Annotated in this window: 22 protein-coding genes and 1 tRNA gene; 11 read left to right on the top strand and 12 right to left on the bottom strand. The window is 72.1% G+C overall.

Going from position 1 to position 23,630, the window contains the following annotated elements:
* Positions 1-108: 108 nt before the first annotated feature.
* From rsrA to AB0B48_RS18800, 5 genes are all read right to left on the bottom strand, one after another.
* Complete coding sequence (rsrA, locus tag AB0B48_RS18780; protein WP_030336658.1) at positions 109-396, bottom strand: mycothiol system anti-sigma-R factor; 288 nt, start codon at positions 394-396, stop codon at positions 109-111.
* 1 nt (position 397) lies between these two features.
* Positions 398-1,222 carry a sigma-70 family RNA polymerase sigma factor gene (locus AB0B48_RS18785; protein WP_112583674.1) on the bottom strand — a complete coding sequence of 275 codons (825 nt, stop codon included), beginning with the start codon at positions 1,220-1,222 and terminating at the stop codon, positions 398-400.
* A gap of 235 nt (positions 1,223-1,457) precedes the next feature.
* A complete protein-coding gene (locus AB0B48_RS18790) occupies positions 1,458-2,075 on the bottom strand; it encodes an alpha/beta family hydrolase (RefSeq protein ID WP_357202983.1) in 618 nt (205 codons plus the stop codon).
* Positions 2,076-2,126: 51 nt separating this feature from the next.
* Positions 2,127-2,519, bottom strand: coding sequence for a WhiB family transcriptional regulator (locus tag AB0B48_RS18795; RefSeq protein ID WP_091406097.1), 393 nt, complete (start codon positions 2,517-2,519; stop codon positions 2,127-2,129).
* Positions 2,520-2,714: 195 nt separating this feature from the next.
* On the bottom strand, positions 2,715-3,425 hold the full coding sequence (locus tag AB0B48_RS18800) for an SOS response-associated peptidase (protein WP_357202986.1): 711 nt from the start codon (positions 3,423-3,425) through the stop codon (positions 2,715-2,717).
* A gap of 103 nt (positions 3,426-3,528) precedes the next feature.
* Between AB0B48_RS18800 and aroA the strand changes: the two genes are divergently transcribed.
* From aroA to AB0B48_RS18820, 4 genes are read left to right on the top strand one after another with little or no spacing between them, the layout of a single operon-like run.
* Positions 3,529-4,830: a 3-phosphoshikimate 1-carboxyvinyltransferase gene (gene aroA / locus AB0B48_RS18805; protein WP_357202989.1), complete on the top strand. Its 1,302-nt coding sequence runs from the start codon at positions 3,529-3,531 to the stop codon at positions 4,828-4,830.
* Positions 4,831-4,885: 55 nt separating this feature from the next.
* Complete coding sequence (gene rsgA / locus AB0B48_RS18810) at positions 4,886-5,962, top strand: ribosome small subunit-dependent GTPase A (protein ID WP_355008164.1); 1,077 nt, start codon at positions 4,886-4,888, stop codon at positions 5,960-5,962.
* 28 nt (positions 5,963-5,990) lie between these two features.
* Complete coding sequence (hisN, locus tag AB0B48_RS18815) at positions 5,991-6,809, top strand: histidinol-phosphatase (RefSeq protein WP_357202993.1); 819 nt, start codon at positions 5,991-5,993, stop codon at positions 6,807-6,809.
* Between the two features lie 26 nt (positions 6,810-6,835).
* Positions 6,836-7,723, top strand: coding sequence for a hypothetical protein (locus AB0B48_RS18820; RefSeq protein ID WP_357202996.1), 888 nt, complete (start codon positions 6,836-6,838; stop codon positions 7,721-7,723).
* Positions 7,724-7,768: 45 nt separating this feature from the next.
* Here the strand turns inward: AB0B48_RS18820 and AB0B48_RS18825 are convergent, their stop codons facing one another.
* Positions 7,769-8,968, bottom strand: coding sequence for a glycosyltransferase (locus AB0B48_RS18825; RefSeq protein WP_355008166.1), 1,200 nt, complete (start codon positions 8,966-8,968; stop codon positions 7,769-7,771).
* Positions 8,969-9,190: 222 nt separating this feature from the next.
* Between AB0B48_RS18825 and AB0B48_RS18830 the strand changes: the two genes are divergently transcribed.
* From AB0B48_RS18830 to AB0B48_RS18840, 3 genes are all read left to right on the top strand, one after another.
* Entirely contained in the window at positions 9,191-10,189 is a 999-nt protein-coding gene (locus AB0B48_RS18830) for an SDR family oxidoreductase (RefSeq protein WP_357202999.1), read from the top strand.
* Positions 10,189-10,980, top strand: a complete 792-nt coding sequence (locus AB0B48_RS18835) for an ATP-binding protein (protein ID WP_357203002.1) — start codon at positions 10,189-10,191, stop codon at positions 10,978-10,980. The genes AB0B48_RS18830 and AB0B48_RS18835 overlap by 1 nt, the downstream gene beginning before the upstream one ends.
* Positions 10,981-11,068: 88 nt before the next feature.
* Positions 11,069-11,641 (top strand): DUF5709 domain-containing protein, encoded by a 573-nt coding sequence (locus AB0B48_RS18840; protein ID WP_099848385.1) that lies wholly within the window; start codon positions 11,069-11,071, stop codon positions 11,639-11,641.
* Between the two features lie 7 nt (positions 11,642-11,648).
* On the opposite strand, the gene AB0B48_RS18845 is transcribed toward AB0B48_RS18840, so the two are convergent.
* Both AB0B48_RS18845 and AB0B48_RS18850 read right to left on the bottom strand, forming a co-directional pair.
* Complete coding sequence (locus AB0B48_RS18845; protein WP_357203023.1) at positions 11,649-12,302, bottom strand: response regulator transcription factor; 654 nt, start codon at positions 12,300-12,302, stop codon at positions 11,649-11,651.
* Between the two features lie 23 nt (positions 12,303-12,325).
* Positions 12,326-13,450, bottom strand: coding sequence for a DUF5931 domain-containing protein (locus AB0B48_RS18850; protein ID WP_357203006.1), 1,125 nt, complete (start codon positions 13,448-13,450; stop codon positions 12,326-12,328).
* 119 nt (positions 13,451-13,569) lie between these two features.
* Between AB0B48_RS18850 and AB0B48_RS18855 the strand changes: the two genes are divergently transcribed.
* Positions 13,570-14,025: an ATP-binding protein gene (locus tag AB0B48_RS18855; RefSeq protein WP_357203008.1), complete on the top strand. Its 456-nt coding sequence runs from the start codon at positions 13,570-13,572 to the stop codon at positions 14,023-14,025.
* Positions 14,026-14,347: 322 nt separating this feature from the next.
* Here AB0B48_RS18855 and AB0B48_RS18860 read toward each other — a convergent pair whose 3' ends face one another.
* The gene (locus AB0B48_RS18860) at positions 14,348-15,286 is read right to left on the bottom strand and encodes a ribose-phosphate pyrophosphokinase (protein ID WP_091406120.1); all 939 of its coding nucleotides are present in this window, start codon (positions 15,284-15,286) and stop codon (positions 14,348-14,350) included.
* Positions 15,287-15,387: 101 nt separating this feature from the next.
* Here AB0B48_RS18860 and glpK point away from each other — a divergent pair, with 101 nt between their 5' ends.
* Positions 15,388-16,872: a glycerol kinase GlpK gene (gene glpK, locus AB0B48_RS18865; RefSeq protein WP_357203011.1), complete on the top strand. Its 1,485-nt coding sequence runs from the start codon at positions 15,388-15,390 to the stop codon at positions 16,870-16,872.
* A gap of 5 nt (positions 16,873-16,877) precedes the next feature.
* On the opposite strand, the gene AB0B48_RS18870 is transcribed toward glpK, so the two are convergent.
* Positions 16,878-17,711 (bottom strand): phosphoribosylaminoimidazolesuccinocarboxamide synthase, encoded by an 834-nt coding sequence (locus AB0B48_RS18870; RefSeq protein ID WP_355008173.1) that lies wholly within the window; start codon positions 17,709-17,711, stop codon positions 16,878-16,880.
* Positions 17,712-17,848: 137 nt separating this feature from the next.
* Between AB0B48_RS18870 and AB0B48_RS18875 the strand changes: the two genes are divergently transcribed.
* On the top strand, positions 17,849-19,204 hold the full coding sequence (locus tag AB0B48_RS18875) for an extracellular solute-binding protein (RefSeq protein WP_357203014.1): 1,356 nt from the start codon (positions 17,849-17,851) through the stop codon (positions 19,202-19,204).
* Positions 19,205-19,227: 23 nt separating this feature from the next.
* Here AB0B48_RS18875 and AB0B48_RS18880 read toward each other — a convergent pair whose 3' ends face one another.
* Complete coding sequence (locus AB0B48_RS18880) at positions 19,228-19,476, bottom strand: hypothetical protein (RefSeq protein ID WP_357203017.1); 249 nt, start codon at positions 19,474-19,476, stop codon at positions 19,228-19,230.
* A gap of 163 nt (positions 19,477-19,639) precedes the next feature.
* Here AB0B48_RS18880 and AB0B48_RS18885 point away from each other — a divergent pair, with 163 nt between their 5' ends.
* Positions 19,640-23,413 (top strand): S8 family serine peptidase, encoded by a 3,774-nt coding sequence (locus AB0B48_RS18885; protein WP_357203020.1) that lies wholly within the window; start codon positions 19,640-19,642, stop codon positions 23,411-23,413.
* A 118-nt stretch (positions 23,414-23,531) separates the two neighbouring features.
* On the opposite strand, the gene AB0B48_RS18890 is transcribed toward AB0B48_RS18885, so the two are convergent.
* A tRNA-Met gene (locus AB0B48_RS18890) sits at positions 23,532-23,608 on the bottom strand.
* Positions 23,609-23,630 lie beyond the last annotated feature (22 nt).

Genomic DNA, 23,630 nt, shown 5'->3' on the forward strand with positions numbered 1-23,630 from the left:
ACGGGCAGCTTAGGCGGCATCTTGTCCGTGTTGATCGACCATGTTCTCCCCTCGATCACCACCGGTCTTGCCAGCTGGTGCCGACGCTCGGTCGGCCTCCTCAGACGATCAGTCGGCCAGCTCACGGGAGTCGCTGGTCTCGAAGACCACCAGCTCGGTGAGCTTGACCCGCAGCCGCTCACGCAGCTCATCCGGCGCGGTCTCGTTGCCACAGCAACGCGCCACCAGCGCCCGCACCTCCTGCTCCAGCCCGTACTCGCGCAGGCAGGGCCCGCACTCGTCCAGGTGGTGCCGGATCAGCGAGCGACGCTCGTCGGCGCACTCCAGATCCAGGTAGAGATAGACCTCCGCGAGCACTTCGCGGCAGTCCGTCTCGTGCGGCTCCCCACAGCTCACGTCACACCTCCCGGCCGGCAGCGGCGGTCGAGCCCTTCGCCGAGCGGGCCGCACTGAAGCCCCGCTCGCCCGCGTAACGCTCGAGCAGCTTGCGCAGATTACGACGGCCCCGGTGCAGACGCGACATCACGGTGCCGATCGGCGTGCCCATGATGTCCGCGACCTCCTTGTAGGAGAAGCCCTCGACATCGGTGAGATAGACGGCCAGGCGGAACTCCTCCGGCAACTGCTGGAGGGCCTCCTTGACGTCACTGTCCGGCAGCCGGTCCAGTGCCTCGGTCTCGGCCGAGCGCAACCCGCTGGAGGTGTGCGACTCGGCCTCGGCGAGCTGCCAGTCGGTGATCTCCTCGGTGGGCGCCTGGATCGGCTGGCGCTGCCGCTTGCGGTAGGAGTTGATGTAGGTGTTGGTCAGGATCCGGTAGAGCCAGGCCTTGAGGTTCGTGCCCTGCTCGAACTGGTGGAAGGCCGCGTACGCCTTCAGGTACGTCTCCTGGACCAGGTCCTCGGCATCCGCCGGGTTGCGTGTCATCCGCAGCCCAGCAGCGTAGAGCTGATCGACGAATGGCATCGCGTCCCGCTCGAATCGGGCCCTGCGCTCGTCCGTCTTCTCGGTGGTCAACCGCACATCCCCTCGCGTCGGATGCTTTCCCGCCGAGGATACGCGCACGGACCTGCCCGCAGATTCACTTCCGGCCGGTGTGCCCGTGCTCACCGCACCCACCCCGCCCGGTCCCGCTGTCGCGGGCCATTCCGGGCCGTCCAGCAGCCGCTTCAGCTGCCGGGCGTCCCGCTCGTCCCGTTCCAGGCTTCGTGTCTCGGTTGGCACCGGTCACCCCCCTCGCAGAAAAGTCGTCCGGGGGTAGTAACGCGAGATGACCACTGGGGCATTCCGGCCGCCCCTCCCCGTTCCTGGTCCCGGCCCCGACGGCGGCCGGCGCTGGGACCAGGAAGGGCCTGGGAGGACTGGTGTCACCGGCCCTGCTCGGGCCGGCGGCACCAACGGATGCAACGACCCGTGCCCGCGCCGGAAACGGTCGACCCGGCGAGCCGGGCGCGACGGGTCAGCCGGCCGCCCAGCCCTGGGCGGACAGCCAGTCGCGCACGACGGCGGCGGTGCCGGCCGGATCGCGGCGCAGGTCGTGCGTCTCACCGGGACGACTCACCACCTGCACGGCCGGTCCCGGCTCCGGCGTCCCGAACGGATCCCGGTCGCCGTTGACGACCAACGTCGGCAGGCCGGTGCCCAGCTCGTCGGCGCGCGAGCGTTCCGGCCGGCCGGGCGGGTGCAGTGGAAAGGCCAGTGCGACCACGCCCACCGCGCCCACCGCACGGGCCGTCCGACAGGCCACCCGTGCGCCGCTGGAACGCCCACCGACCACCACCGTCGGCACGTCGGCGTGCCGGGCGCGCAGCTCGGCGAGCACCGCCGTCCAGGCCTCGTCGAGGTGACCTGCCGGTGCCGGCGCACGTCGACCGGCGACCCGGTACGGCTGCGTCACCCGGACCACGGCCAGGCCGGCCGCCACCGACGCGTCCCGGACCGCGAGCAGGTCGGGTGCGTCGACGCTGCCGCCCGCGCCGTGCCCGAGGACGAGCAGGGCGGTGGCCGGGCGGACCGGCAGGTCGGTGTCGATCCACGCCGGGCCGCGCGGGGTGTCGATCTCGTTGCTGGCTGGCACCGACCTATTCTGCGCCGCCGGACGGGTGTCGGGTGCGAACCGGGCCGCCGATCAGCTCAGCGGGACCAGGGCGAGCAGGCGATCGCGCACCGGCGGGCCGGCGTCGTCGATGGCGTCCGGATCAGGTTCGACCTCGCCGCGCCAGGCGACCAGCATCGCCCGTCGTTCCCGCGGCGTGGTGCCGCCCCACACGCCGTGGCAGTCACCGACGTCGAGGGCCCACGCCAGGCAGGACCCCTGCACATCACAGCTGCGACACAGCGCGACGGCGGCGTCCGCCGGCTCGTTCGGTGCCGGAAAGAATGTCTCTGGATCGACGCTCTGGCAGGTTCCTCTGGTGCGCCACGCGTCGTCCTGTCGCCGTTCTCGCACGGCCCGCAGCAGTCGCGGATCTCGCCGCGCCGCTGCCACCTCGTGCGGGCGCGGCATACGTGCCCGTGTCATCCGCCCACCTCCCCCGTGGGACCGGCAAAAGCTGTGGACGTCGTCCGCCCCGTGCGGACCGACAGCCACTACCGGCGCTGTGTTCTATCGCACTTCGCAACCTCGGGACAAGGGTCTGCCGGGAACATGACTGAACAGCCAGGAGACGAATCGCGCGAAGCCTGGCAAATCGGCGGCCGACTATGCGCCGCAGCGTCAGAACAGGGTCAGCTCCTGCGGTGACACCGTCGGCGCCACCGCCACCCGCGCGGTCAGCTGCGGCCCGTCGTTACGAACGTCCCCCACCGCCGCACCCACCGGCCGGATCTCCAACCCCGCCAACTGCTCCGCCGACGCCTCGGTGAGCAGCCGCCCCGGCTCCTCGGTCGGCGCGAGCCACGACGACCACCGCTCAGGTGGCAGCAGCACCGGCATCCGGTCGTGCACCTCGGCCAGGTCGCCGAGCGCCGTGGTGGTCAGCACGCTGAAGGTGAGCCGGGTCTCGGCGTCGGACTCCCAGACCGACCAGATGCCGGCCAGCGCGAGCACCGAGCCGTCCCGGGGGGTCATGAAGTACGCCTGTCGCGCGCCGTCGGGCAGCCGGACCCACTCGTACCAGCCGTCGGCCGGGACCAGGCAACGGCGACGGGAGAAGGAACCGGCGTACGCCCGGCTGGTGGCCACCGTCTCCGCCCGCGCGTTGATCATCCGGGCGGCTCCCGACGGGGACCGGGACCAGTGCGGCAGCAGACCCCAGCGGCCGACGCAGAGGCTGCGGTGCCCCTCCGGGCTGACCCGGACCAGCGGCACCGGGTCGGTCGGCGCGACGTTGTGGTCCGCCCGAACCAGGCCGTCGGAGTCGTCGGAGGACTCGAACAGCGCGCTCAGCTCGCCGGAGCTCCGGGTCGTCGCGTACCTGCCGCACATGGGGCACACGCTAACGCGTCGGAGGCCCTGTCGGCTGTCCCGCCAACCGGGAGTACGAACGCCGGGTACCGCCGCCCGCCCGCCGACACGGCAGAATGTAACGGTGGGCAACCTGACCGCGACCCGGCCGCCGCAGCCGTGGACCGCACCGACCGCATCCGACCCGGTGGCGGCGACGCTGCGCCTGCCCGGTTCCAAATCGATGACTGCCCGGGCCCTGGTGCTCAGCGCGCTGGCCGCCGGCCCGTCGACGCTGGCCCGTCCACTGCGCGCCCGTGACACCGAGTTGATGGCCGCAGGCCTGCGGGCGATGGGCGCGCACGTCTCGATCAGCGACGACGAGCGCTGGCTGGTCCGACCGCACCCGCTGGCCGGCCCCGCCCACGTCGACGTCGGGCTGGCCGGCACCGTGATGCGGTTCGTGCCACCGGTGGCGGGCCTTGCCGACGGGCAGGTCACCTTCGACGGTGACCCGTACGTACGCACCCGCCCACTCGGCCCGCTGGTCGACGCGCTGCGCTCGCTGGGCGTCCGGATCGACGTCACCGGCACGGGCAGCCTGCCGCTGACAGTGCTCGGCACCGGCCGGGTCACCGGCGGCGAGGTCGTGATCGACGCGTCCGCATCCAGCCAACTCGTCTCCGGGCTGTTGCTGGCCGCCCCGCGCTTCGACCGGGGCGTCGTGGTCCGCCACGTCGGGCGGCCGGTGCCCTCCGCGCCGCATCTTCGGATGACGGTGCAGATGCTGCGGGCCGCCGGCGCGGCGGTCGACGACAGCACCCCCGATGTCTGGGCCGTCGAGCCCGGCCCACTCACCGGACGCGGCTGGGACATCGAACCGGACCTCTCCGGCGCCGTGCCGTTCTTCGCCGCCGCACTGGTCACCGGCGGCGAGGTCACCTTGCAGGGCTGGCCGCACAGCAGCGCGCAGCCGGTCGAGAAGCTCCGCTCGCTGCTGCAGCGGATGGGCGGCGAGGTCACCCTCTCCACCAACGGGCTGACCGTCCGTGGCACCGGCGTGGTGCACGGTCTGACCGCCGACCTCTCCGACGTCGGCGAGCTGACCCTCGTGCTGACCGCGCTGGCCATGCTGGCCGACTCGCCGTCGGTCTTCACCGGCGTCGGGCACATCCGCGGCCACGAGACCGACCGGCTCGCCGCGCTCGCGCGCGAGTTCGGCGGGCTCGGAGCGGACATCACCGAAACACCTGACGGGTTGGAGATCCGGCCCCGACCGCTGCGCGGCGGCGTCTTCCGCACCTACCACGATCACCGCATGGCGCACGCCGCCGCAGTGGCCGGGCTCGCCGTTCCGGGCATCGAGGTGGACGACGTGGGGTGTACCTCCAAGACCATGCCCGAGTTCCCGGCACTATGGTCAGCGATGGTGACCGGCAAGAGCTGACGCGAGAAGAGGACAGGTCCTGGCGACCAAACGGCGGGAGTACGACGAGGACGACGTGCGGGTCCGGCCCGGAAAGTCGTCGCGCCCACGTACGCGCACCCGCCCGCAGCACGCCGACGCGGTCGACGGGTTCGTCATCGCCGTCGACAGAGGGCGCTACACCTGTGTGCTCTCCGGGGCCGAACGCGGCGTGGTCGGCGCCGAGCTGCCCACTGTCACCGCGATGCGGGCCCGCGAGTTGGGCCGCAAGTCGGTGGTGGTCGGTGACCGGGTCAGCCTGGTCGGCGACACGTCCGGCGCGGAGGGCGCGCTCGCCCGCATCGTCCGGATCGCCGAACGTCGCTCGGTGCTGCGCCGCACCGCCGACGACGACGAGACCACCGCCGAGGGTCGGCTGGAACGGGTCGTGGTGGCCAACGCGGACCAGTTGGTGATCGTGAGCGCGTTGGCCGACCCACCGCCGCGCACCGGGTTCATCGACCGCTGCCTGGTGGCCGCGTACGACGCGGACGTCGAGCCCTTGCTCTGCCTCACGAAGGCCGACCTGGCCGGGCCGGAGGAGGTGCTCGGCTACTACACCGAGCTGGAGCTGCCGTACGTGCTCAACCGCCCCGACTCTGACCTCGACGCGCTCCGCGCGCTGCTCAGCGGCAAGGTGTCGGTGCTGGTCGGGCACTCCGGCGTGGGCAAGTCGACGCTGGTCAACCGCCTCGTTCCGGACGCGCTGCGGGCGGTCGGCGTGGTCAGCGCGATCGGCCGGGGCCGGCACACCTCGACCAGCGCGGTGGCGCTGCGGTTGCCACCGGTGCCCGGAATCGACACCGACCCGGGTTGGATCATCGACACCCCCGGGATCCGCAGCTTCGGGTTGGCGCACGTCTCGGCCGACAGCCTGCTGCACGGCTTTCCGGACCTGGTCGAGGGCACCGTCGACTGCCCACCGAACTGCCCCCACACGGCCGACGAGGCCGAGTGTGGGCTGGACGCCTGGGTGGCCGCCGGTAAGGCCGACCCGCGCCGGCTGGCCTCGTACCGTCGGTTGCTCGCCTCTCGGGCCGGCGAGGGCGACTCGCGCGGCGACAGCGACCAGCGCGGCCCCGGCGAGGATGACCGGCGCGGCCCCGACGAGTGACGCGACGGGCGTGGGCTAGGTTGCCGGAATGACCGGGTACGCCGACGACCTCGCCCTCGCCCACCTGCTCGCCGACCGGGCCGACGCCATCTCCACGGCCCGGTTTCGTGCGCTCGACCTGCGCGTCGAGGCGAAGCCCGACCTGACCCCGGTCTCCGACGCGGACACCGCTGTGGAGCGGGAGATCCGCGCCCTGCTGGCCGAGCAGCGACCGGCCGACGGGCTGCTCGGTGAGGAGTTCGGCGCGCAGCCGTCCGCCGACCCGAACGGCCGCCGGTGGATCATCGACCCGATCGACGGCACCAAGAACTTCGTCCGTGGCGTGCCGATCTGGGCCACCCTGATCGCGCTCTACGACGGCGACCGGCCGGCGGTCGGCGTGGTGTCCGCACCAGCGCTCGGACGACGTTGGTGGGCCAGCGCGGGCGCGGGCGCGTACGCCGGGCCGGGCCCCACGGCCGGTGAGCGGATCGGCGTGTCCGCGGTGCGCGGGGTGGCGGATGCCAGCTTCTGCTACTCGTCGTTGAACGGGTGGGAGGAAGCCGGGCGGCTCGACGCGGTGCTCGACCTGATGCGGGACAGCTGGCGCAACCGGGCGTACGGCGACTTCTACGGCTACATGCTGTTGGCCGAGGGGGCACTGGACGTGATGGTCGAGCCGGAGTTGTCACTGTGGGACGTGGCGGCGCTGGTGCCGATCGTCACGGAGGCGGGTGGCACGGTCACGGATCTGGCCGGACAACCGGCTCCCGCCGGGGCTCCGGGCACCGACAGCAGCGTGGTCGCCACCAACGGTGTGCTGCACGCCGACATCCTCGTGCGCCTCAACCGACCAGCCGAGCGCTGACCCCCGGCAACCTCTATCCTCGCCAGGTGGTCTCCTCCGGTTGGTGCTTCCTCGCGGCGATGATCGTCGCGTACGGCTTCGCCAATCTGCTCCAGTCGGTGGCGGCGGCCCGCACCACCGTCCACCACACCTTCGATCCGGGCCTGCTTCTGCGCCTCGCCGGGCACCGGACGTACCTGGTCGGTCTCGGCTGTCAGATCGCCGGTTTCGTGCTCGCCTTCCTGGCCCGGAGGGACCTGCCGCTGTTCCTCGTGCAGGCGAGCGTGGCCGCCGGGCTCGGGGTGACCGCCATCCTCGGGGTGCTGGTGTTGAAGTGGCGGCTGCCGGCGGCGGAGGTGGTGCTGCTGGCGCTGCTCTTCGCGGGGATCACCGCGCTGGTGCTGTCCGCCCGGCCGGCGCCGTCGAAGCAACTCGGCACCGCCGGCTCGATCGCCCTGCTGGTGGCACTGGGCGTGATAGCGGTGCTCGGCTTCTTCGCCGTCCGGCTGCACGGGGCGCCGGGTTCGGTGGCCCTCGGCTCACTCGCCGGGCTGGCGTTCAGCTCGGCCGCTGTCGCCGCCCGGCCACTGGCATCCGCGCCGTCCGCCGAGGCGTTCCTCGCCGACCCGCTGTTCTACCTGCTGATCGCCCACTCGATAGTGGGTCAGCTGCTGCTCGGTCTGGCCATGCAGCGCGGCTCGACGACCGCCGCGGTCGCCGCGATGGACGCCGCCGGCGCGGTGCCGGCCGCGATCGTCGGCCTGCTGCTGCTCAACGACAAGATCTGGCCGGGGCGGGAGTGGCTGGCCGCGGTCGGCTTTTTGGTGACCCTGGCCGCGGTCATCGGCCTGACCCGGTACGCCGAACCGCAGCAGCACCGTTCGGTGACACGCCGTCGGGACCCCGCCATGGTCGGTGCCGGCCAGCCGGGCTGACCGTCCGGCACCGCACCACGGTCGAGGTCCCGCAGCACCGCCGACTCACGCCTCGACCGGCTTGCGCCGGCTCACCACCCGTTCGTAGAGGCGCTCCAGCGCACCGGCGGTCCGCTCCCAGGTGTAGCTGCTGCGCACCCGGTCCACAGCGGCGTGCCCGTACGCGAACCGACCGGCGTTGTCGCCGAGCAGCCGGCGCAGCGACACTCCGAGTGCCCGTACGTCACCGGGGGGCACCAGGCGGCCGGTGACCTCGTCGACGACGGCGTCCGCCAGACCGCCCATCGCGTAGCCGATCACCGGCACACCGCAGGCCATCGCCTCCAGCGAGACCCGTCCGGCCGAGGAGTAGTGCGGCGTGCAGGCGACCACGTCCGCCGACCGGTACCAGGTGGCCATCTGGTCGTGCGGCACCGCCCCGACGAGCCGTACCTGGTCGACGACGCCGAGCTGTTCGGCCAACTCGCGCAGCCGTCGCGCCTCGGCGTGATTGACCAACTGGTCGGCCGGCGGCCCGCCGGCGATCACCAGCTCGGCGTCACCGACCAGCCGCATCGCCCGGATCAGGTCCTCCTGGCCGTGCCCGGCGGCCAGCGAGCCCACCGAGAGGATCCGGGACCGCTGTTCGCGCGGTGCCGCCTCGCCGTCGGGATGGAACAGGTCGATGTCGACGCCGGCCGGCACCAACGCGACCGAGCTGCGTTGCAGACCCATCCGGGTCAGCTCGTCGACCTCGTCGTTGGACTGGGCCACGGCGATGTCGACGGCCCGGGTCAACGCGCGCTCCAGCGTGATCCGCTGGCCCGGCCCGTCGTAGTGACCACCCAGGTGACGCAGCTGCTCGATGCCGAGCGAGTGGAACGTCTGCACCACCGGAATGTCGGTCTCCCGGACGGCGTGCGCGGCGGCCAGGCCACCGACCCAGTAGTGCCCGTGCACCACCTCGGGCCGCCAGGACCCCGACCACTCGTCGGCCAGCCAGCGGCCGACCTCCGTCACGTACGGGATCAGCTCGGCGGTGGGCAGTGGGGTGGGCGGGCCGGCGGGCACCTGGTGCACCTGGTAGCCGTCGACGTTCATCGTCGCCGGCAGCGTCGGGTCGTCCCGACGCACGTAGAGCCGGACGTCATGGCCTCGTTCGGCCAGCTCGGCGGCGACCCTCGCGGTGTGCTGTCGGGTGCCTACCGGCGGGCCGTCGGCGTGGCGGTAGGAACTGGCGTGCGCGCAGACGAGGCCGACGCGCATGGGTCACCTCCCTGCGATCTTTCCTCGGCGGTGGTCCTCCCGGTCAGAGCGTCCCATTAACCCCGCGACGCTGAGCCGAAACCTGGCAGATCAGGAAGAGTCCCCGCGAGTGCCACCGACACTTGCGCCACGGCAAGCACACGCGACACGCGACAGCACTTCGACGATGATCGACAAGCCGTCGTCGGTGTGACCAGGCCCGGCCGGGGGTACCGCTCAGAAATGCCGCTGACCCGCAGTCTCGCCGATTCGACAGTGGTGATCACCGGTGCGTCCAGCGGGATCGGCACGGCGACCGCGTACGCGCTGGCCCGCCGTGGTGCCGCCGTCGTGCTGGCCGCCCGCAGCGAGCCGGCCCTGCTCAAGGTCGCGCAGCGCTGCCGGGAGTTGGGCGGCCGGGCGCTGGTCGTACCGACCGACGTCACCGAGTTGGAGTCGGTGCGGCGGCTGGCCGACCAGGCGGCGGCCGAGTTCGGCCGGATCGACGCCTGGGTGAACAACGCCGCGGTGAGCGCGGTGGGGCTGTTCGACGAGATCCCGGTCGCCGAGTTCCGCCGGGTGCTGGAGGTCAACCTGCTCGGGACGGTGCACGGCATCAAGGCGGCCCTGCCCTACCTGGGTGCCGCCGGTGGCGGTGTGCTTGTCAACAACGCCTCGGTGCTGGCCGAGGTGGCAATGCCGTACCAGTCGGCGTACAACGCCACCAAGCACGGCATCCGTGGGCTGGCCGACACCGTCCGACAGGAGCTGCGGGTCACCGGTCGCGGTCACATCTCCGTCTGCACCGTGCTGCCGGCCACGATCGACACCCCGTTCTTCCGGCACACCGGCAACCACAGCGGCCGGGAGCTGGTGCCACCTCCTCCGATCTACCCGCCGGAGGTGGTGGCCGAGACCATCGTCCGGCTGCTGCGCCGGCCTCGCCGCGAGGCGTACGCCGGCGGCGCCGCCCGGCTGATCGGCCTCCAGTGGCGGCTGGCGCCCGCGCTGGTCGAGCGCACCCTCGGCTGGTACGCCCACCGGACCCAGTTCGGCCCGGGCGCCCGGGTGGACAGCAGCGGCAACGTGTTCCACCCCGATGCCCAGGCGCGCCAGGACGGTGGCTGGCACGGTCGGCGGCGACAGTTGGCGCGGATGACCGCCGCGTTCGGTCTGGCCGCCGCCGGCACCGCTGTCGGCACCCTGGCCGCCATCAACCGCCGTTCCCGGTCGGACCGCTGATGGCGGATGTCGAGCGCCCGAATGCGCTGACCGTCACCGGCGCGCACAATGGGGCGATCATGTCGAGCTGTCTCGTGGAAATCGACGACTCGTCAGCGGTGGTCCGGCTGACCGGTGTGCTCGAGGCCGCCAGCGCCGAGGAGGTACGCGGCGCGCTGCTCGCCCGCCTGGCCGACCGGCCCGGCCCGGTGGTGGCCGACGTCACCGGTCTGCGGGTCGTCGACCCGGCCGGGCGGAGCGTCTTCGCCGAGGTCCGCCGGGAGGTCGCCGACTGGCCCGCCGCGGATCTGCTGCTGTGTGATCCGGCGGTCGACGGGCCCGCCCACCCGGACGCCGCGCTCGACGGTGTGCCGGCCTGGCCGACGCTCGACGGGGCCTTGGCCGCTGTGGCGGCGACACCACTGGCGGCGGTCCTCAGCGCCGAGCTGGTTCCGGCGGTGGGAGCCGCCAGGCAGGCACGCGAGTTGGTCAGCACCGGTTGCGAGCGCTGGGGCATGCCGACGCTCACCGACCCGGCGTGCATCGCGATCACCGAGATGGTCAACAACGTGGTGGCGCACGCCCGGACCCCGATGACGGTTCGGCTGGCGCCCCGGGAGACCACCCTGCACCTGGCGGTTCGCGACCACTCCCCGCGTCAGCCGACGTTCGCCGGGATGTCCCCACCAGACCGGGCCGGCGGTCGGGGACTGCTGCTGATCGACACGGTGACCCGCCGCTGGGGCAGCACTGCCGTACCGGACGGCAAGGTCGTCTGGTGTGTGCTGCACCCCGACGACGAGGCCGCCTGACGGGGCTTTCGCCGTCGGCGCCCGATTCGGCGCCGTACCGTCGACTGCCGCCCGGTTACGGCGGCAGGGCAGCGGGTAGTGATCAGACATGCGCGACAACGAGTACCCGACCCCCGTGTCCGACACCGAGGCGCAAGGGCTGCCCGACACCGCCGATGACGACTCGACCGCCAACGACGACGTCCTCACCGGGCGCGAGGCGGACGGCCCGGACCCGGCCCAACTCCCCGGCGACCGGACGCCGGTGGCGGTGGACCGGTTCGGCACGACCGCCGAGGAGCAGCTCGACGGTGAGTCGTTGGACTACAAGCTCGACCGCGAGGTCTACGAGCGCCCGGCGGACGACCCACTGGCCGGCACCATCGACCCGAAGATCGCCTTCGAGGCGGACAACCTGGAAGCCGCGGCGGAGGCTCAGCTGGACGCCGACGTGATGGATCCCGGGCCGACCTCGGACCCGAACTCACCGGTCTCCCTCTACGACCACGGTCAGCTCGGCACCGTTGCCGACGCCACGGTGGGCCGGCTGGTGGAACCCGACGAGGGGGCGCACACCGACCAGGAGACCGACTCGGTGGCGTACGACGCCGGATCGGCCGGGGGCGGGGCCACCGCCGAGGAGCTGGCCATCCACGAGACGGAGCCGCCCCGCTCGGTCTGACGTCCGCTCAGTCGTCCAGACCGCGTTCGATGGCGTACCGGGTCAGCTCGACCCGGTTGTGCAGTTGCAGCTTGCCCAGGGTGTTCTGCACGTGGTTCTGCACGGTGCGGTGCGACAGGCCGAGCCGCTGGGCGATCTGCTTGTACGACATCCCCTTCGCCACCAGCCGCAGCACCTCCGTCTCCCGTTCGGTGAGCTGGGGCGTCGCGGGTTCGGCAACGCCGGCCGGGCCGGTCCCCCGCCCCGGTCCGGCGGCCAGCCGGCGGTACTCGCCGAGCACCAGCCCGGCCAGGCCCGGAGTGAAGACCGCGTCGCCGGCAGCGGTGCGGTGCACCGCCTCCAGGAACTCGGCGGGCGCTGTCGACTTCACCAGATAACCGGTGGCCCCGGCCTTCACCGCGTCCAGCACGCTCTGCTGTTCGCCGCTGGCGCTGAGCATCAGCACCCGTACGGCGGGCAGCGCCGCGCGCAACCCCAGGATCACCTCGACGCCGGAGATGTCGGGTAGCTGCAGGTCGAGGACGACGACGTCGGGCCGGGCGGCGGCGGCCACGCGGATGGCCTGTCGTCCCTCGCCGCTGGTCGCCACCACCAGGAAACCGGCCTCGGTCAGGTCGCGGGCCACGCCCTCCCGCCACATCGGATGGTCGTCCACCACCATCACCCGGACCGGGTTCGCCGCCGTCACCTCGGCACGCTCAGCTCGATCTCGGTGCCCGCCTCGGGGGCGGACACGATCCGCACGGTGCCGCCCACGTCGACCACCCGTCCCCGGATCGACTGGGTCACGCCGAGCCGACCCTGGGCGGCCGCCTCGTCCAGCCGGCCATCCGGAATGCCCGGCCCCTCGTCGCGGATCGACACGGTCACCGTCGCCCCCTCGTCCTCGATCAACACCCAGGCCCGCCCGCCGGCGTGCCGCCCCACGTTGTCCAGGGCCGCGCCGGTCGCGGCGGCCAACTCCGCGGCCACCCGTCGGGGCAGCGGCACCGGGCTGGCCGGGGCGGAGAGCGCCACCGCCGCCGAGGCGTACCGGCCGAGCAGGGTCCGCAGGTCCACCGCCTCGCCGCCGTCCGGGAGGCTCGCGGCGGCCGGGCCGGCCCCGGCGATCAGCGCCCGCAGAGCAACCTCCTGCTCACCGGCCAGTCGGGCCAGCTCGCCGGCCTCCCCGGGCAGGTCGGCGCCGCGCCGCTGCACCAGCGCCAGCACCTGGAGCACCGAGTCGTGGATGTCCCGGGCCAGCCGCTCCCGCTCCCGGGTGGCGGCCTCCAGCTCCACCGCGCGCTGCAACCGCTCCTCGGCGCTCACCGCGAGCCGGGCCACGTGCCCGACCACCACCCCGGCGAGCAGCATCAGGATCACCCCGGTGAACGAGGACTGACCGATGCGCTCCCGGGTGGCCAGGTCCGCGCCGGCGACCAGCAGCGCGGCGACGGTGCCCCGCCGCCGGCCACCGGAGACGGCCCAGGCCAGCACCGGGCCGGCCATCCAGGCCACCCCCAGGGTGGGTACGCCGTGGGCGAGCGCCGTCCGGCCGACCACCCACGGGGTGGCCAGCACGATGGCCACCACCACCCCGAGGTCGGCCAGCAGCAGCGGCCAGCGCCGCCAGGCCGGCCGGGCGTACCCGACCGCTGTCGCGCCCGTCCAGGCGATCATCAAAAGGATCAGGGCACCGACGGCGTACGGGTGGGCGTACCGGTCGGCGTCGCGCACCGCGAGCACGCAGACGTACGCCAGGGAGGCCAGTCTGAACACGGTGAGCGCACGCCACAGCGGCACCTCGAACCCACCCGGCGGCGACGGCATGGCGGTCAGGATGCCACAACCGGGCCGGCACACGGCAAGCAGCGAGTGCGGTTCAGGAAACCCTGACGTACGGTGGAAAAGCCGCGAATTACTCCGAGATGTGCCGCCGGGACGGGCCCATGACAAACGCAGATCCGCACGCACCGCGTACGGTTGTGCCCATCGAACCTGCCCTCCTGATCGCCGAAGCCTTTGACCAGGCCCAGGTGACCGAGATTCGACACTCGGTCACCTCCTGCGCGCATGCCTCCGGCCTCAGCGGCCAACGGCTGGACGACTTCGTGCTCGCGATCAACGAATTGATCACCAACGCGGTGCGGCACGGCGGCGGGCGCGGCTGGCTGCGACTCTGGCACGAGTCGGGTGCGTTGGTCTGCGAGGTCGCCGATCACGGGCACGGGATCAGCCCACAACGACTGGGCGACCGCAGTCGGCCCGCCCCGGACACCGCCGGCGGCTGGGGCCTGTGGCTGGCCCGCGAGCTGACCGACGCGATGGAGGTGGTCACCGGCACCGCCGGCACCACCGTCCGCATAACCACCGGCCTAACCAGTCACAACCACACCCCGCACTAACCCGACCCGCCCCACCCCCGGCCCGACCGCCCCGGCCTCACCACGCCCCGGCCCGCCCCGGCCCGCCCCGGTCCGCCCCGCCCTGCCCCGGCCCGCTCCGTCGATCATGGAGTTGTGGTGGGGGACAAAGCTCTCGTATGACGCCGAACCAGGCACCATAACTCCATGATCCACCGGGTCTGGCCGCGATCTTGCGCTTACTGTCCCGACATCCGTGGCATCCACGCTTTTCGACAACCGAAACTGCAAGATCGGCGGAGGCAGGTACGGCACGGGGCAGGGCGCAACGCGCGCGGGGCAGGGCGCAAGGTGCGCGGGGCGGTCAGGCGAAGAGGGCGGAGACGGATTCTCCGTTGTGGATTCGGCGCGTCGCCTCGGCCAGGGCGGGAGCCACCGACAAAACCTGCAGCTTGGGGACCCGCTTGGCGGCCGGGATGGGCACCGTGTTGGTGCAGACGATCTCCAGGACGCCGTCCTGGTCGCTGAGCCGCTGCAACGCGTCGCCGGAGAAGAGGCCGTGCGTGCAGGCGAGCCGGATCGACCGGACCTTCAGGCCGCGCAGATGCTCCATCAGCTCGACCACCGTGCTGCCCTTGGCGATCTCGTCGTCCAGCACGATGACATCGCGGTCGGTCACGTCGCCGATCACCGCGCTGATCTTGACCAGGTCGTCGCTGAACCGCTGCTTCGCCCCGGCCGCGACCGGAGTGCCGAGCAGCCGGGCGAAGGCTGCGGCCTCCTTGGCGTTGCCCAGGTCGGGCGAGACCACCACGGTGTTGCTGAGGTCGTAGCGCCGGAAGTGGGTGGCCAGTTCCCGCAGCGCGTGCAGGTGATCCACCGGAACGCTGAAGAAGCCGTGCACCTGCGGCGAGTGCAGGGTCATCGCAAGCACCCGGTCCGCCCCGGCCGAGGTGAGAAGGTCAGCGACGAGCCGCGCGCCGATCGAGATCCGTGGGGCGTCCTTCTTGTCCGAGCGGGCGTACGCGTAGTGCGGCAGCACCACGGTGATCCGACCGGCGGAGGCACCCCGGGCGGCGTCGATCATCAGCAGCAGCTCGACCAGGTGCTCCTGCACCGGCGGCACCAACGGCTGGATCAGGAAGACGTCCCGCTCCCGGCAGTTGGCCTGCAACTGGACTTCCAGACAGTCGTTCGCGAACCGGGAGACCCGCACCGGGTGCAGCGGCACCCCCAGGTGGGCGCAGATCTCGGCAGCCAGGTCGGGATGGGCGGTTCCACTGAAAACTGCGATGTCGCGCACGTTCGCACATCGTAGGGGAAGCCGACGGCCGCCGACGGCAGCGGGCCGGAACCCGCCGTGACGCCTGTCGCGCCGCGCCGCCGTCCGGGTACGGTGCTGCGGTGACCCCCCAGTACGTCGCCGCCATCGACCAGGGCACCACTTCCTCGCGGTGCATCGTCTTCGACCGTGCCGGGGACATCGTCGCCGTGGCCCAGCGCGAACACCGGCAGATCTTCCCCCGACCGGGGTGGGTGGAGCACGACGCCGAGGAGATCTGGGACAACGTCGAGCAGGTGGTCGCCGAGGCGCTGCGGGCCGCCGGCACCGACGCGTCCGGGCTGGCCGCTGTCGGCATCACCAACCAGCGGGAGACCACTGTCGTCTGGGACCGGGCCACCGGCCGCCCGGTGGCCAACGCCATCGTCTGGCAGGACACCCGGACGGGGCCGCTGCTGCGCGAGCTTGCGTCGGCGTACGGCGAGGAGCGGTTCCGGGCCCGCACGGGCCTGCCGCTGGCCACCTACTTCGCCGGGCCGAAGCTGCGCTGGCTGCTCGACGAGGTCGAGGGCCTGCGTGAGCGTGCCGACCGCGGCGAGGTGCTCTTCGGCACCATGGACAGCTGGCTGATCTGGAAGCTGACCGGCGAGCACGTCACCGACGTGACCAACGCCAGCCGGACCATGCTGATGGACCTCACGACCCTCGACTGGGCGCCGGATCTGCTGGACGCGATGGGTGTTCCGGCGGCGATGCTGCCGGAGATCCGCTGCTCCGCCGAGGTGTACGGCACGGCGAGGGGGGTGCTCGCCGGGGTGCCGGTGGCGAGTGCGCTCGGCGACCAGCAGGCCGCCCTGTTCGGGCAGACCTGCTTCCAGCCGGGTGAGGCGAAATGCACCTACGGCACCGGCAGCTTCCTGCTGCTCAACACCGGCGCCACCCCGGTCCCGTCGACGCACGGTCTGCTCACCACCGTCGCCTACCGGATCAAGGACCAACCACCGGCGTACGCCCTAGAAGGCGCCATCGCGGTCACCGGCTCGCTGGTGCAGTGGCTGCGGGACAACCTCGGGCTGATCTCCACGGCCGCCGAGGTGGAGGAGTTGGCCCGCACCGTGGACGACAACGGCGGCTGCTACGTGGTGCCGGCGTTCTCAGGGCTGTTCGCCCCGCACTGGCGCAGCGACGCCCGCGGGGTCATCGCTGGCCTGACCGGTTACATCACCAAGGGACACCTGGCGCGTGCGGCGCTGGAGGCGTCGGCGTGGCAGACCCGCGAGGTGGTCGACGCGATGAACGCCGACTCTGACGTGGCGCTGCGTCGTCTCCGGGTGGACGGCGGGATGACCGCGAACGGGCTGCTCATGCAGTTCCTCGCCGATGTGCTCGACGTGCCGGTGGTCCGTTCCCGGATCACCGAGACCACCTGCCTGGGTGCCGCGTACGCGGCCGGTCTGGCGGTCGGCTTCTGGCCGGACCTGGCGACACTGCGGGCGCAGTGGCGCTCCGACGCGCAGTGGGAGCCGGCCATGGCTCCGGACCTGCGCGAGAAAGAGCTGCGCCAGTGGCGCAAGGCAGTGCAGCGCACCCTCGACTGGGTCGAGTGAGCCGGTCACTCCCAGCGGTTGCCGGTGAGCTTCTCGTAGACGTCGATGTAGCGGGCCCGGGTCGCCTCGACCACCTCGGCCGGCATGTCCGGGGCGGGGGCCTGCTTGTTCCAGCCGCTGCCGGTGGCCCAGTCCCGCACGTACTGCTTGTCGTAGGAGAACTGCACCCGGCCCGGCTGGTACGACTCGGCCGGCCAGAACCGCGACGAGTCGGAGGTGAGCAGTTCGTCGGCGAGGACCAGGGTGCCGTCCGGCGCCCAACCCAGCTCGATCTTGGTGTCGGCGACCAGGATGCCCCGGTCGGCGGCCAGCTCGGCGCCGCGCCGGTAGATGTCGATGGTGATCTGCCGGAGCCGCTCGGCGGTGGCCTGACCCACCTTGTCCACCACGTCGTCGTACGTGATGGGCTCGTCGTGCTCGCCGGCCGGGGCCTTGCTCGACGGCGTGAAAATCGGCTCGGGCAGGATCGACGCCTCGCCGAGCCCTCGCGGCAGCTCCACGCCGGAGACCGCGCCGGTCTTCTCGTACTCCCGCAGGCCGCCGCCGGTCAGGTAACCGCGGGCGACGCATTCGACCGGGAGCATGTCCAGCCGCTGGCAGCGGATGGCCCGCCCGGCGAACTCGGCGGGCACGTCGGTGGCCGAGATGACGTGGTTCGGCACGAGGTCGGCGAGCTGCTCGAACCACCAGAGCGAGAGCGCGGTGAGCAGACGGCCCTTGTCCGGGATCGGCGTCGGCAGCGCCACGTCGTAGATCGAGATGCGATCCGAGGCCACCAGGATCAGGTCGTCGCCGTCGGCGTAGACGTCCCGGACCTTGCCCGAGTGCAGAAGTTCCACGCGCCCTAGTACACCACGCGAGATCGCGCGGCCTGATTCGACCACCCGGCCGAGGGTGACCGGACGGACGTTGACACCTTCATGTGCTGCCTGCGTGAATGGTCCGACCGCCACCCCCGTAGGTCCAGGAGAGCCCCGTGCCCGTTGTTCGCCCCTCGCTCGACCGCCTCGGCGCGGACCCGGGTCGGCGCCGACTGCTCAGCGCGCTGCTCGGCGCACCTCTGCTCGCGTCCGGCGGGCTGGCGGGGTGCAGTGACGACGCCGCCACCTCGACCCAGGACGGGCCCGTCGAGCTGTCGGTCTTCTGGTGGGGTGGCACCAAACGGGCCGAGCTCACCGAGAAGGCGCTGCGGCTCTACTCGGATCGCAACCCCCGGGTCACCTTCCGGGTCACCTGGCAGGGCGCCGACGGCTACTACGACCGGCTGGCCACCCAGGCGGGTGGCGGGAACGTACCGGACCTGATCCAGATCGACGACGCCATGCTGACCGAGTACACCCAACGTCAGGTCATCCTCGACCTCACCGACCACCGCCTGGATCTTCGGGGCCTGCCGGAGGGTCTGATCCGCTACGGCACGGTGGAGGGGCGGACGATGGCGGTGGCCGCCGGGCAGACCCACGCCGTGGTGGTGTTCAACCGGGACCTGCTGCGGGAGCTGGAGATGCCGGAGCCCCGCGCCGGGATGACCTGGCCCGACTACATCTCCTGGGCCACGCAGGTCACCGAGGCCAGCGACCGCCGGGTGGCCGGCACCATGGACGGTTCGGGCGACTACCGGGCACTCTGGCTCTGGTTGCGGTCGCAGGGCGGCGAGTTCTACCGGGGCAACCAGCTCGGCTTCGGCGCGGACGAGCTGATCGCGTGGTTCGAGTTGTGGCAGCGGGCCCGTCAGAGCCGAGCCACGCCGAGTGCGGCCCTGGTCGAGCAGGCCGACAGCGGCGAGCCGGCCCGGCAACTGGTGGTGAGCGGCGCGACGGCGGCGTCCTTCGCCTGGTCGCACCAGCTACCGGAGCTTCAGCGACTCACCGAGTCCGAGTTGGGCATCGTCGGCTTCCCCGGCCCGCCGGGGGCTCAGTGGGCACGGGCGTCGATGTACTGGGCGGGATTCCGGGGCACCCGCCACCCGGACACGGTCGCCGACGTGATCAACTTTCTGACCACCAATGGTGAGGTCGGCGCCGTTCTCGGCCACGAACGTGGGCTGAACGCCAGCGCCCAGGTCCGCCGCTACGCCGAGGGCAGCATCACCGACCCGGCCCAGCGACGTGCCGCCGAGTTCGGTGCCAGCATCGCCGACCTGCTCGGGCCGGCGCCGGCGCCGCCACCCCAGGGACACGCCAAGGTGCGCACCCTGCTGGTCGCCGCCGCCGAGCGGATCCGCGTCAAGCGTGACGGGACCCGCGAGGCCACCGCGCGTTTCCTGTCCCAGGCCATCGCGGCCCTGGCGGCGGTGAGCACCGGCGGCCAGACCGGAACCGGCCGCTGGTGACCCTCCGGCGTCTCCCGGCCTCGTCAGCGCGGCGGGCCACCCCGGCGGTTGCGCATCAGACGCAACACCAGGAACACGACGATCGCGACCACCACCAGGCAGCAGAGCAGCGGGAGCACCCCGAAGCCACCGCGGCCTCGCCGTTTGGCGGCCTCCACCACGAGTTCGCCGGTGCCTGTGGACGCCCAGGCTGCGACCGGCACGAAGACCGCCAGTACGACCGCACCGAAGACCGCGCTCAGGCGGCCCCACCACTTACCGAATGAAGACATGTGCCCATCCTCGCCGAAGGGCGCAACCTCGGCACGTCGGTCCACGCCGAATCACGGGACCGGATGGTGCGGAAGCTCCCCGGCCGGTGCGCAACGCGCTCGCAACGTCCCGGCAAAGATGATGATCTTTACATGAATCTCTCGAGGTGATCGGATTCGCCTCATGCTCACCTCTTTAGGCAGTGCGCGGATCTCTCGCACCCGAAGATCTGCGGCGGCAGCGGTCGGCGTCACAGTCGTCGCCGCTCTCCTCACCCCCACGGCGGCACACGGCGCCCCACCACCCCCACCGCCGCCGACGAGACCCGCTCCGAGCGGCGACGCGGACCGCACCCCCGTCACGGTCACTCTGATCACCGGCGACCGGGTGACGGTGACCCCGGGCGTCCACGGCGCGACCGAATCGGTGGACGTCAAGCGCGCCCCGGGCGCCACCGGCTCCGTACGCATCTCCACTGAGGGCCGGGACACCTACGTGTACCCGGACGAGGCGTTGCCGTACCTCGCCACCGGTCGACTCGACAAGCAGCTGTTCGACGTCACCCAGCTCATCGCCCAGGGCTACGACGACGCGCGGACCGCCGACCTTCCCCTGATCGTCACCCGCACGACGGGTGCGGCGAAGCTCAGGACCGGCACCACGCTGCCGGGCGCGCAGACCACGCTGGAGCTGCCCTCCGTCCGTGGTGAGGCGATCCGCACCCGCCGATCGCAGGCGGCGGACTTCTGGTCGGCCCTCACCAGTGGACAGTCGCCGACCGGCCGCAGCGCTGCCACCCCGGCGCCCTCCTTCGCGGCCGGCGTCGACAAGGTGTGGCTCGACGGCAAGGCGAAGGCCACCCTGGCCGACACCACCGCCCAGATCGGCGCGCCCGCGGCGTGGGCCGCGGGTGGCACCGGCAGCGGCGTCCGGGTCGCCGTCCTGGACAGCGGAGTGGACACCACGCACCCGGATCTCGCCGACCAGGTGGTGGCCTCCCGAAGCTTCATCGCCGGCCAGGACGTGATCGACCGGAACGGGCACGGCACGCACACCGCGTCCACCGTCGCCGGGACGGGCGCTGCCTCCGGCGGCAAGGAACGGGGCGTGGCCCCCGACGCCGACCTGGTGATCGGCAAGGTTCTCGACGAGTACGGCAGCGGGTCCATCTCGGGGATCATCGCGGGCATGGAGTGGGCGGCACGGGCCGAGCACGCCAAAGTGATCAACATGAGCCTCGGCGTGAGCGCCTGGCACACCCAGGACGACCCGCTGAGCCAGGCCGTCAACCAGCTGACCGCCGAGACGGGTGCGCTCTTCGTCGTGGCCGCCGGCAACAGCGGACCAGATCCGTACACCCTCGGCGCGCCGGGCACCGCGGACGCCGCGCTGACCATCGGCGCGGTGGACACCTCCGACCACCTGGCGGGCTTCTCCAGCGTCGGGCCCCGGATGAACGACGAGGCCCTCAAGCCCGACATGACCGCACCCGGGGTGGACGTGCTGGCGGCACGCTCGCAGCACATCCCCTGGGGTGAGGGCTACTACCGGGTCGACAGTGGCACCTCGATGGCAGCGCCGCACGTCGCCGGGGCGGCCGCCCTGCTGGTGCAGAAGCACCCGACCTGGAGCGCGCGGCAGCTCAAGGACGCGCTGATGGGCACCAGCGTCCGCACGCCCGACTACGACGCCTACCAGGCCGGTAGCGGTCGGTTGAACGTCGCCGCCGCCTACCACCAGGACCAGATCGTCGCGTCCGGGTCGGTGGACGCCGGACTCGTCGGTTGGGGCAGCGCGCCACAGCCGATCAAGCGGACGATCACCTACACCAACACGACGGACGGCCCGATCGCGTTGGAGCTCTCCGTCGATCACGGCACCGCCCCCGCGCAGACGTTCACAGCAACCGCCGACCGCGTCACGGTGCCCGCTCGGGCCAGCGCGACTGTCGACGTCGTGGTGGCCCCGGCCGGCCTCTCCCCCGGCAGGTACTCCGCCCAGGTCACCGCCCGCTTCGCCGCAGGCGAGGTGCACACGGCCGTCGGGGTCGCCGTCGAGTCCAAGAAGTACGACCTCACCATCCACCTGAAGGACCGCGCCGGCCAGCCCATGAGCGGCGAGGTCGAGGTCGTCAACGCCGAGACCGGCTCCGCCTTCATGTGGGTGCCGGACGGAAAGCTCACCGCCCGCCTGACGCCCGGCTCCTACACCGTCGTCGCGGCGGCGGACGTGGAGGGTCTGCACGGGCCCCGCTCTCTCGGGCTCGCGATGCTGACCGCTCCGGAGGTCGACCTGACGACAAACCGGGTAGTGGAACTCGACGCCGCGCGGGCCCGCCAGGTGAAGGTGGCCACACCCCAGCCGACCGCCGTCGTCAACAGTCGAATCGACGTCTACCGCTCCTTCACCGAGAGCGAGCCGACACCCGCCGACTGGAACGCCCTGCGCGAGACGTTCTGGCCGGGCGCCGCCTACGACAGCCTGTGGGCCCTGCCGACCGGGAACAAGGTGCGCAAGGGCAGCTTCGTCTTCACCACCCGGATCCGCGCCGAGCAGACGCCGCTGGCCATCAGCTACCCCGGCCGGCAGCTCAGCGACCCGCTCGCCCAGCCCGGTTCCCCGCCCCTGCCCGACGGCACCTCGCGCCTGGACGCCGTCTTCGCGGGTGCCGGCGGCACCGCCGACTACGCCGGCCTGGCCGCCCGCGGCAGGGCCGTGGTCGTCCGCGGCAACGACTCAGTGACCCCCACGGACCAGGCAGCGGCGGCGCACACCGCCGGCGCGGCGATGCTCGTCGTGGTCAACGACCGCGCGGGCCGCAAAAGCGAGTGGTACGGCAACCCCGACGCCGTGACGACCGGACCGATCCCGGTGGCCTCGGTGACCATGGACGAGGGCGAGGCGTTGATCCAGAACATCATCGCTGCCGGCCGCAAGCCGCTACGACTGGTTGTCGTCGCCCACCCCAGGGCGAAGTACCTGTACGACCTTGTGGATTACCACAGGGGCGGGGTGCCGAAGGACCCGTCCGCCAAGACCGACCCGCGCAACCTCGCCCGGATCGATCTCACCTTCTCCCCGCCCCCGGGGAAGCAGTCCAGCGAGACCCGGATGGACTTCCCGCCGTACGAGTACGCGGCGGCACGGCCGTTCCCGTTCGAGCCGGTCGCGCCGGGGCCGCGCACCGACTGGGTCTCCGCGGGCGGCGGCATCAAGTGGATGCAGTACGCCGACGTCGCCGACTGGGCGCGGTCCAACACGGAGGCCATCGCCTACCGGCCGGGCAGCGTCCAGAAGGACCGCTGGTTCGGGCCCATCACCCGGCCACGGATGCTCAGCACCGAGATCCCGTTCCGTGGTGAGACCGCCATGAGCGCCTACATCCAGGGCTTCGGCGACGCGGGCGCCGCCCACAGCGGCGGGGCCAGCATGTCGCAGATCGCCACGTTCTATCAGGGCGACAAGCAGCTGACCCAGTTCAACGGCTGGCCAGAGGTCGGCGCAGGTGACCTGTCACCGGAGAAACTGCCGTACCGGCTGGTCGTCGAGACCACGGGCAAGCCCGAGTTCAGCCCGTACTCGACCGCCACGCACACCGAGTGGAGCTTCGTCTCCGGCGGCACCGCCGAGGTGCAGGCCATCCCGTTGGTTCAGCTGGACTACGGGACGGACGTGGACTTCGCGGGTCGGACGAAGCGCCGAACCGACTTCTCGATCACGCCAGTGGTGGTGGGCAGCACCGCGGCTCGGGATGCCGTGTCGTCACTCCAACTGGAGATCTCCTACGACGACGGGGTGACCTGGCAGCGGCAGGACCTGCGGGAAAAGAAGGGAACCTGGCAGGCGTCGTTGAACGCGCCGCCCCGGGCAGACTTCGTGTCGATCCGGGTCACCGCCAAGCAGCGCAACGGTGGCGGCGTCACCCAGAACGTCACCCGGGCCTTCGGCCTGCGGTAGAACCCGCCGGGGGTCGGTGCCGACGAGGTACCGGCCCCTGCGGGCCCCTCGCTCCTGACAGCGGCACCAAACAGGTCCGGCCCCCACACTGTGGGGGCCGGACCTGTATCACTTTCAGTGGTAGCGGGGACAGGATTTGAACCTGCGACCTCTGGGTTATGAGCCCAGCGAGCTACCGAGCTGCTCCACCCCGCGTCGACTGGTTAAGACTAACTCA

The organism is Micromonospora sp. NPDC049089 (assembly GCF_040648775.1).
Taxonomy (GTDB): Bacteria; Actinomycetota; Actinomycetes; order Mycobacteriales; family Micromonosporaceae; genus Micromonospora.

What these genes read in the sequence shown, in the direction of transcription:
- AB0B48_RS18795 (WP_091406097.1), bottom strand. Translation starts at nt 2,519, where the DNA reads ATGACACGGGCACGTATGCCGCGCCCGCACGAGGTGGCAGCGGCGCGG.
- AB0B48_RS18800 (WP_357202986.1), bottom strand. Translation starts at nt 3,425, where the DNA reads ATGTGCGGCAGGTACGCGACGACCCGGAGCTCCGGCGAGCTGAGCGCG.
- hisN (WP_357202993.1), top strand. Translation starts at nt 5,991, where the DNA reads ATGACCGGGTACGCCGACGACCTCGCCCTCGCCCACCTGCTCGCCGAC.
- AB0B48_RS18825 (WP_355008166.1), bottom strand. Translation starts at nt 8,968, where the DNA reads ATGCGCGTCGGCCTCGTCTGCGCGCACGCCAGTTCCTACCGCCACGCC.
- AB0B48_RS18830 (WP_357202999.1), top strand. Translation starts at nt 9,191, where the DNA reads ATGCCGCTGACCCGCAGTCTCGCCGATTCGACAGTGGTGATCACCGGT.
- AB0B48_RS18835 (WP_357203002.1), top strand. Translation starts at nt 10,189, where the DNA reads ATGGCGGATGTCGAGCGCCCGAATGCGCTGACCGTCACCGGCGCGCAC.
- AB0B48_RS18840 (WP_099848385.1), top strand. Translation starts at nt 11,069, where the DNA reads ATGCGCGACAACGAGTACCCGACCCCCGTGTCCGACACCGAGGCGCAA.
- AB0B48_RS18845 (WP_357203023.1), bottom strand. Translation starts at nt 12,302, where the DNA reads ATGGTGGTGGACGACCATCCGATGTGGCGGGAGGGCGTGGCCCGCGAC.
- AB0B48_RS18850 (WP_357203006.1), bottom strand. Translation starts at nt 13,450, where the DNA reads ATGCCGTCGCCGCCGGGTGGGTTCGAGGTGCCGCTGTGGCGTGCGCTC.
- AB0B48_RS18855 (WP_357203008.1), top strand. Translation starts at nt 13,570, where the DNA reads ATGACAAACGCAGATCCGCACGCACCGCGTACGGTTGTGCCCATCGAA.
- AB0B48_RS18880 (WP_357203017.1), bottom strand. Translation starts at nt 19,476, where the DNA reads ATGTCTTCATTCGGTAAGTGGTGGGGCCGCCTGAGCGCGGTCTTCGGT.
- AB0B48_RS18885 (WP_357203020.1), top strand. Translation starts at nt 19,640, where the DNA reads ATGCTCACCTCTTTAGGCAGTGCGCGGATCTCTCGCACCCGAAGATCT.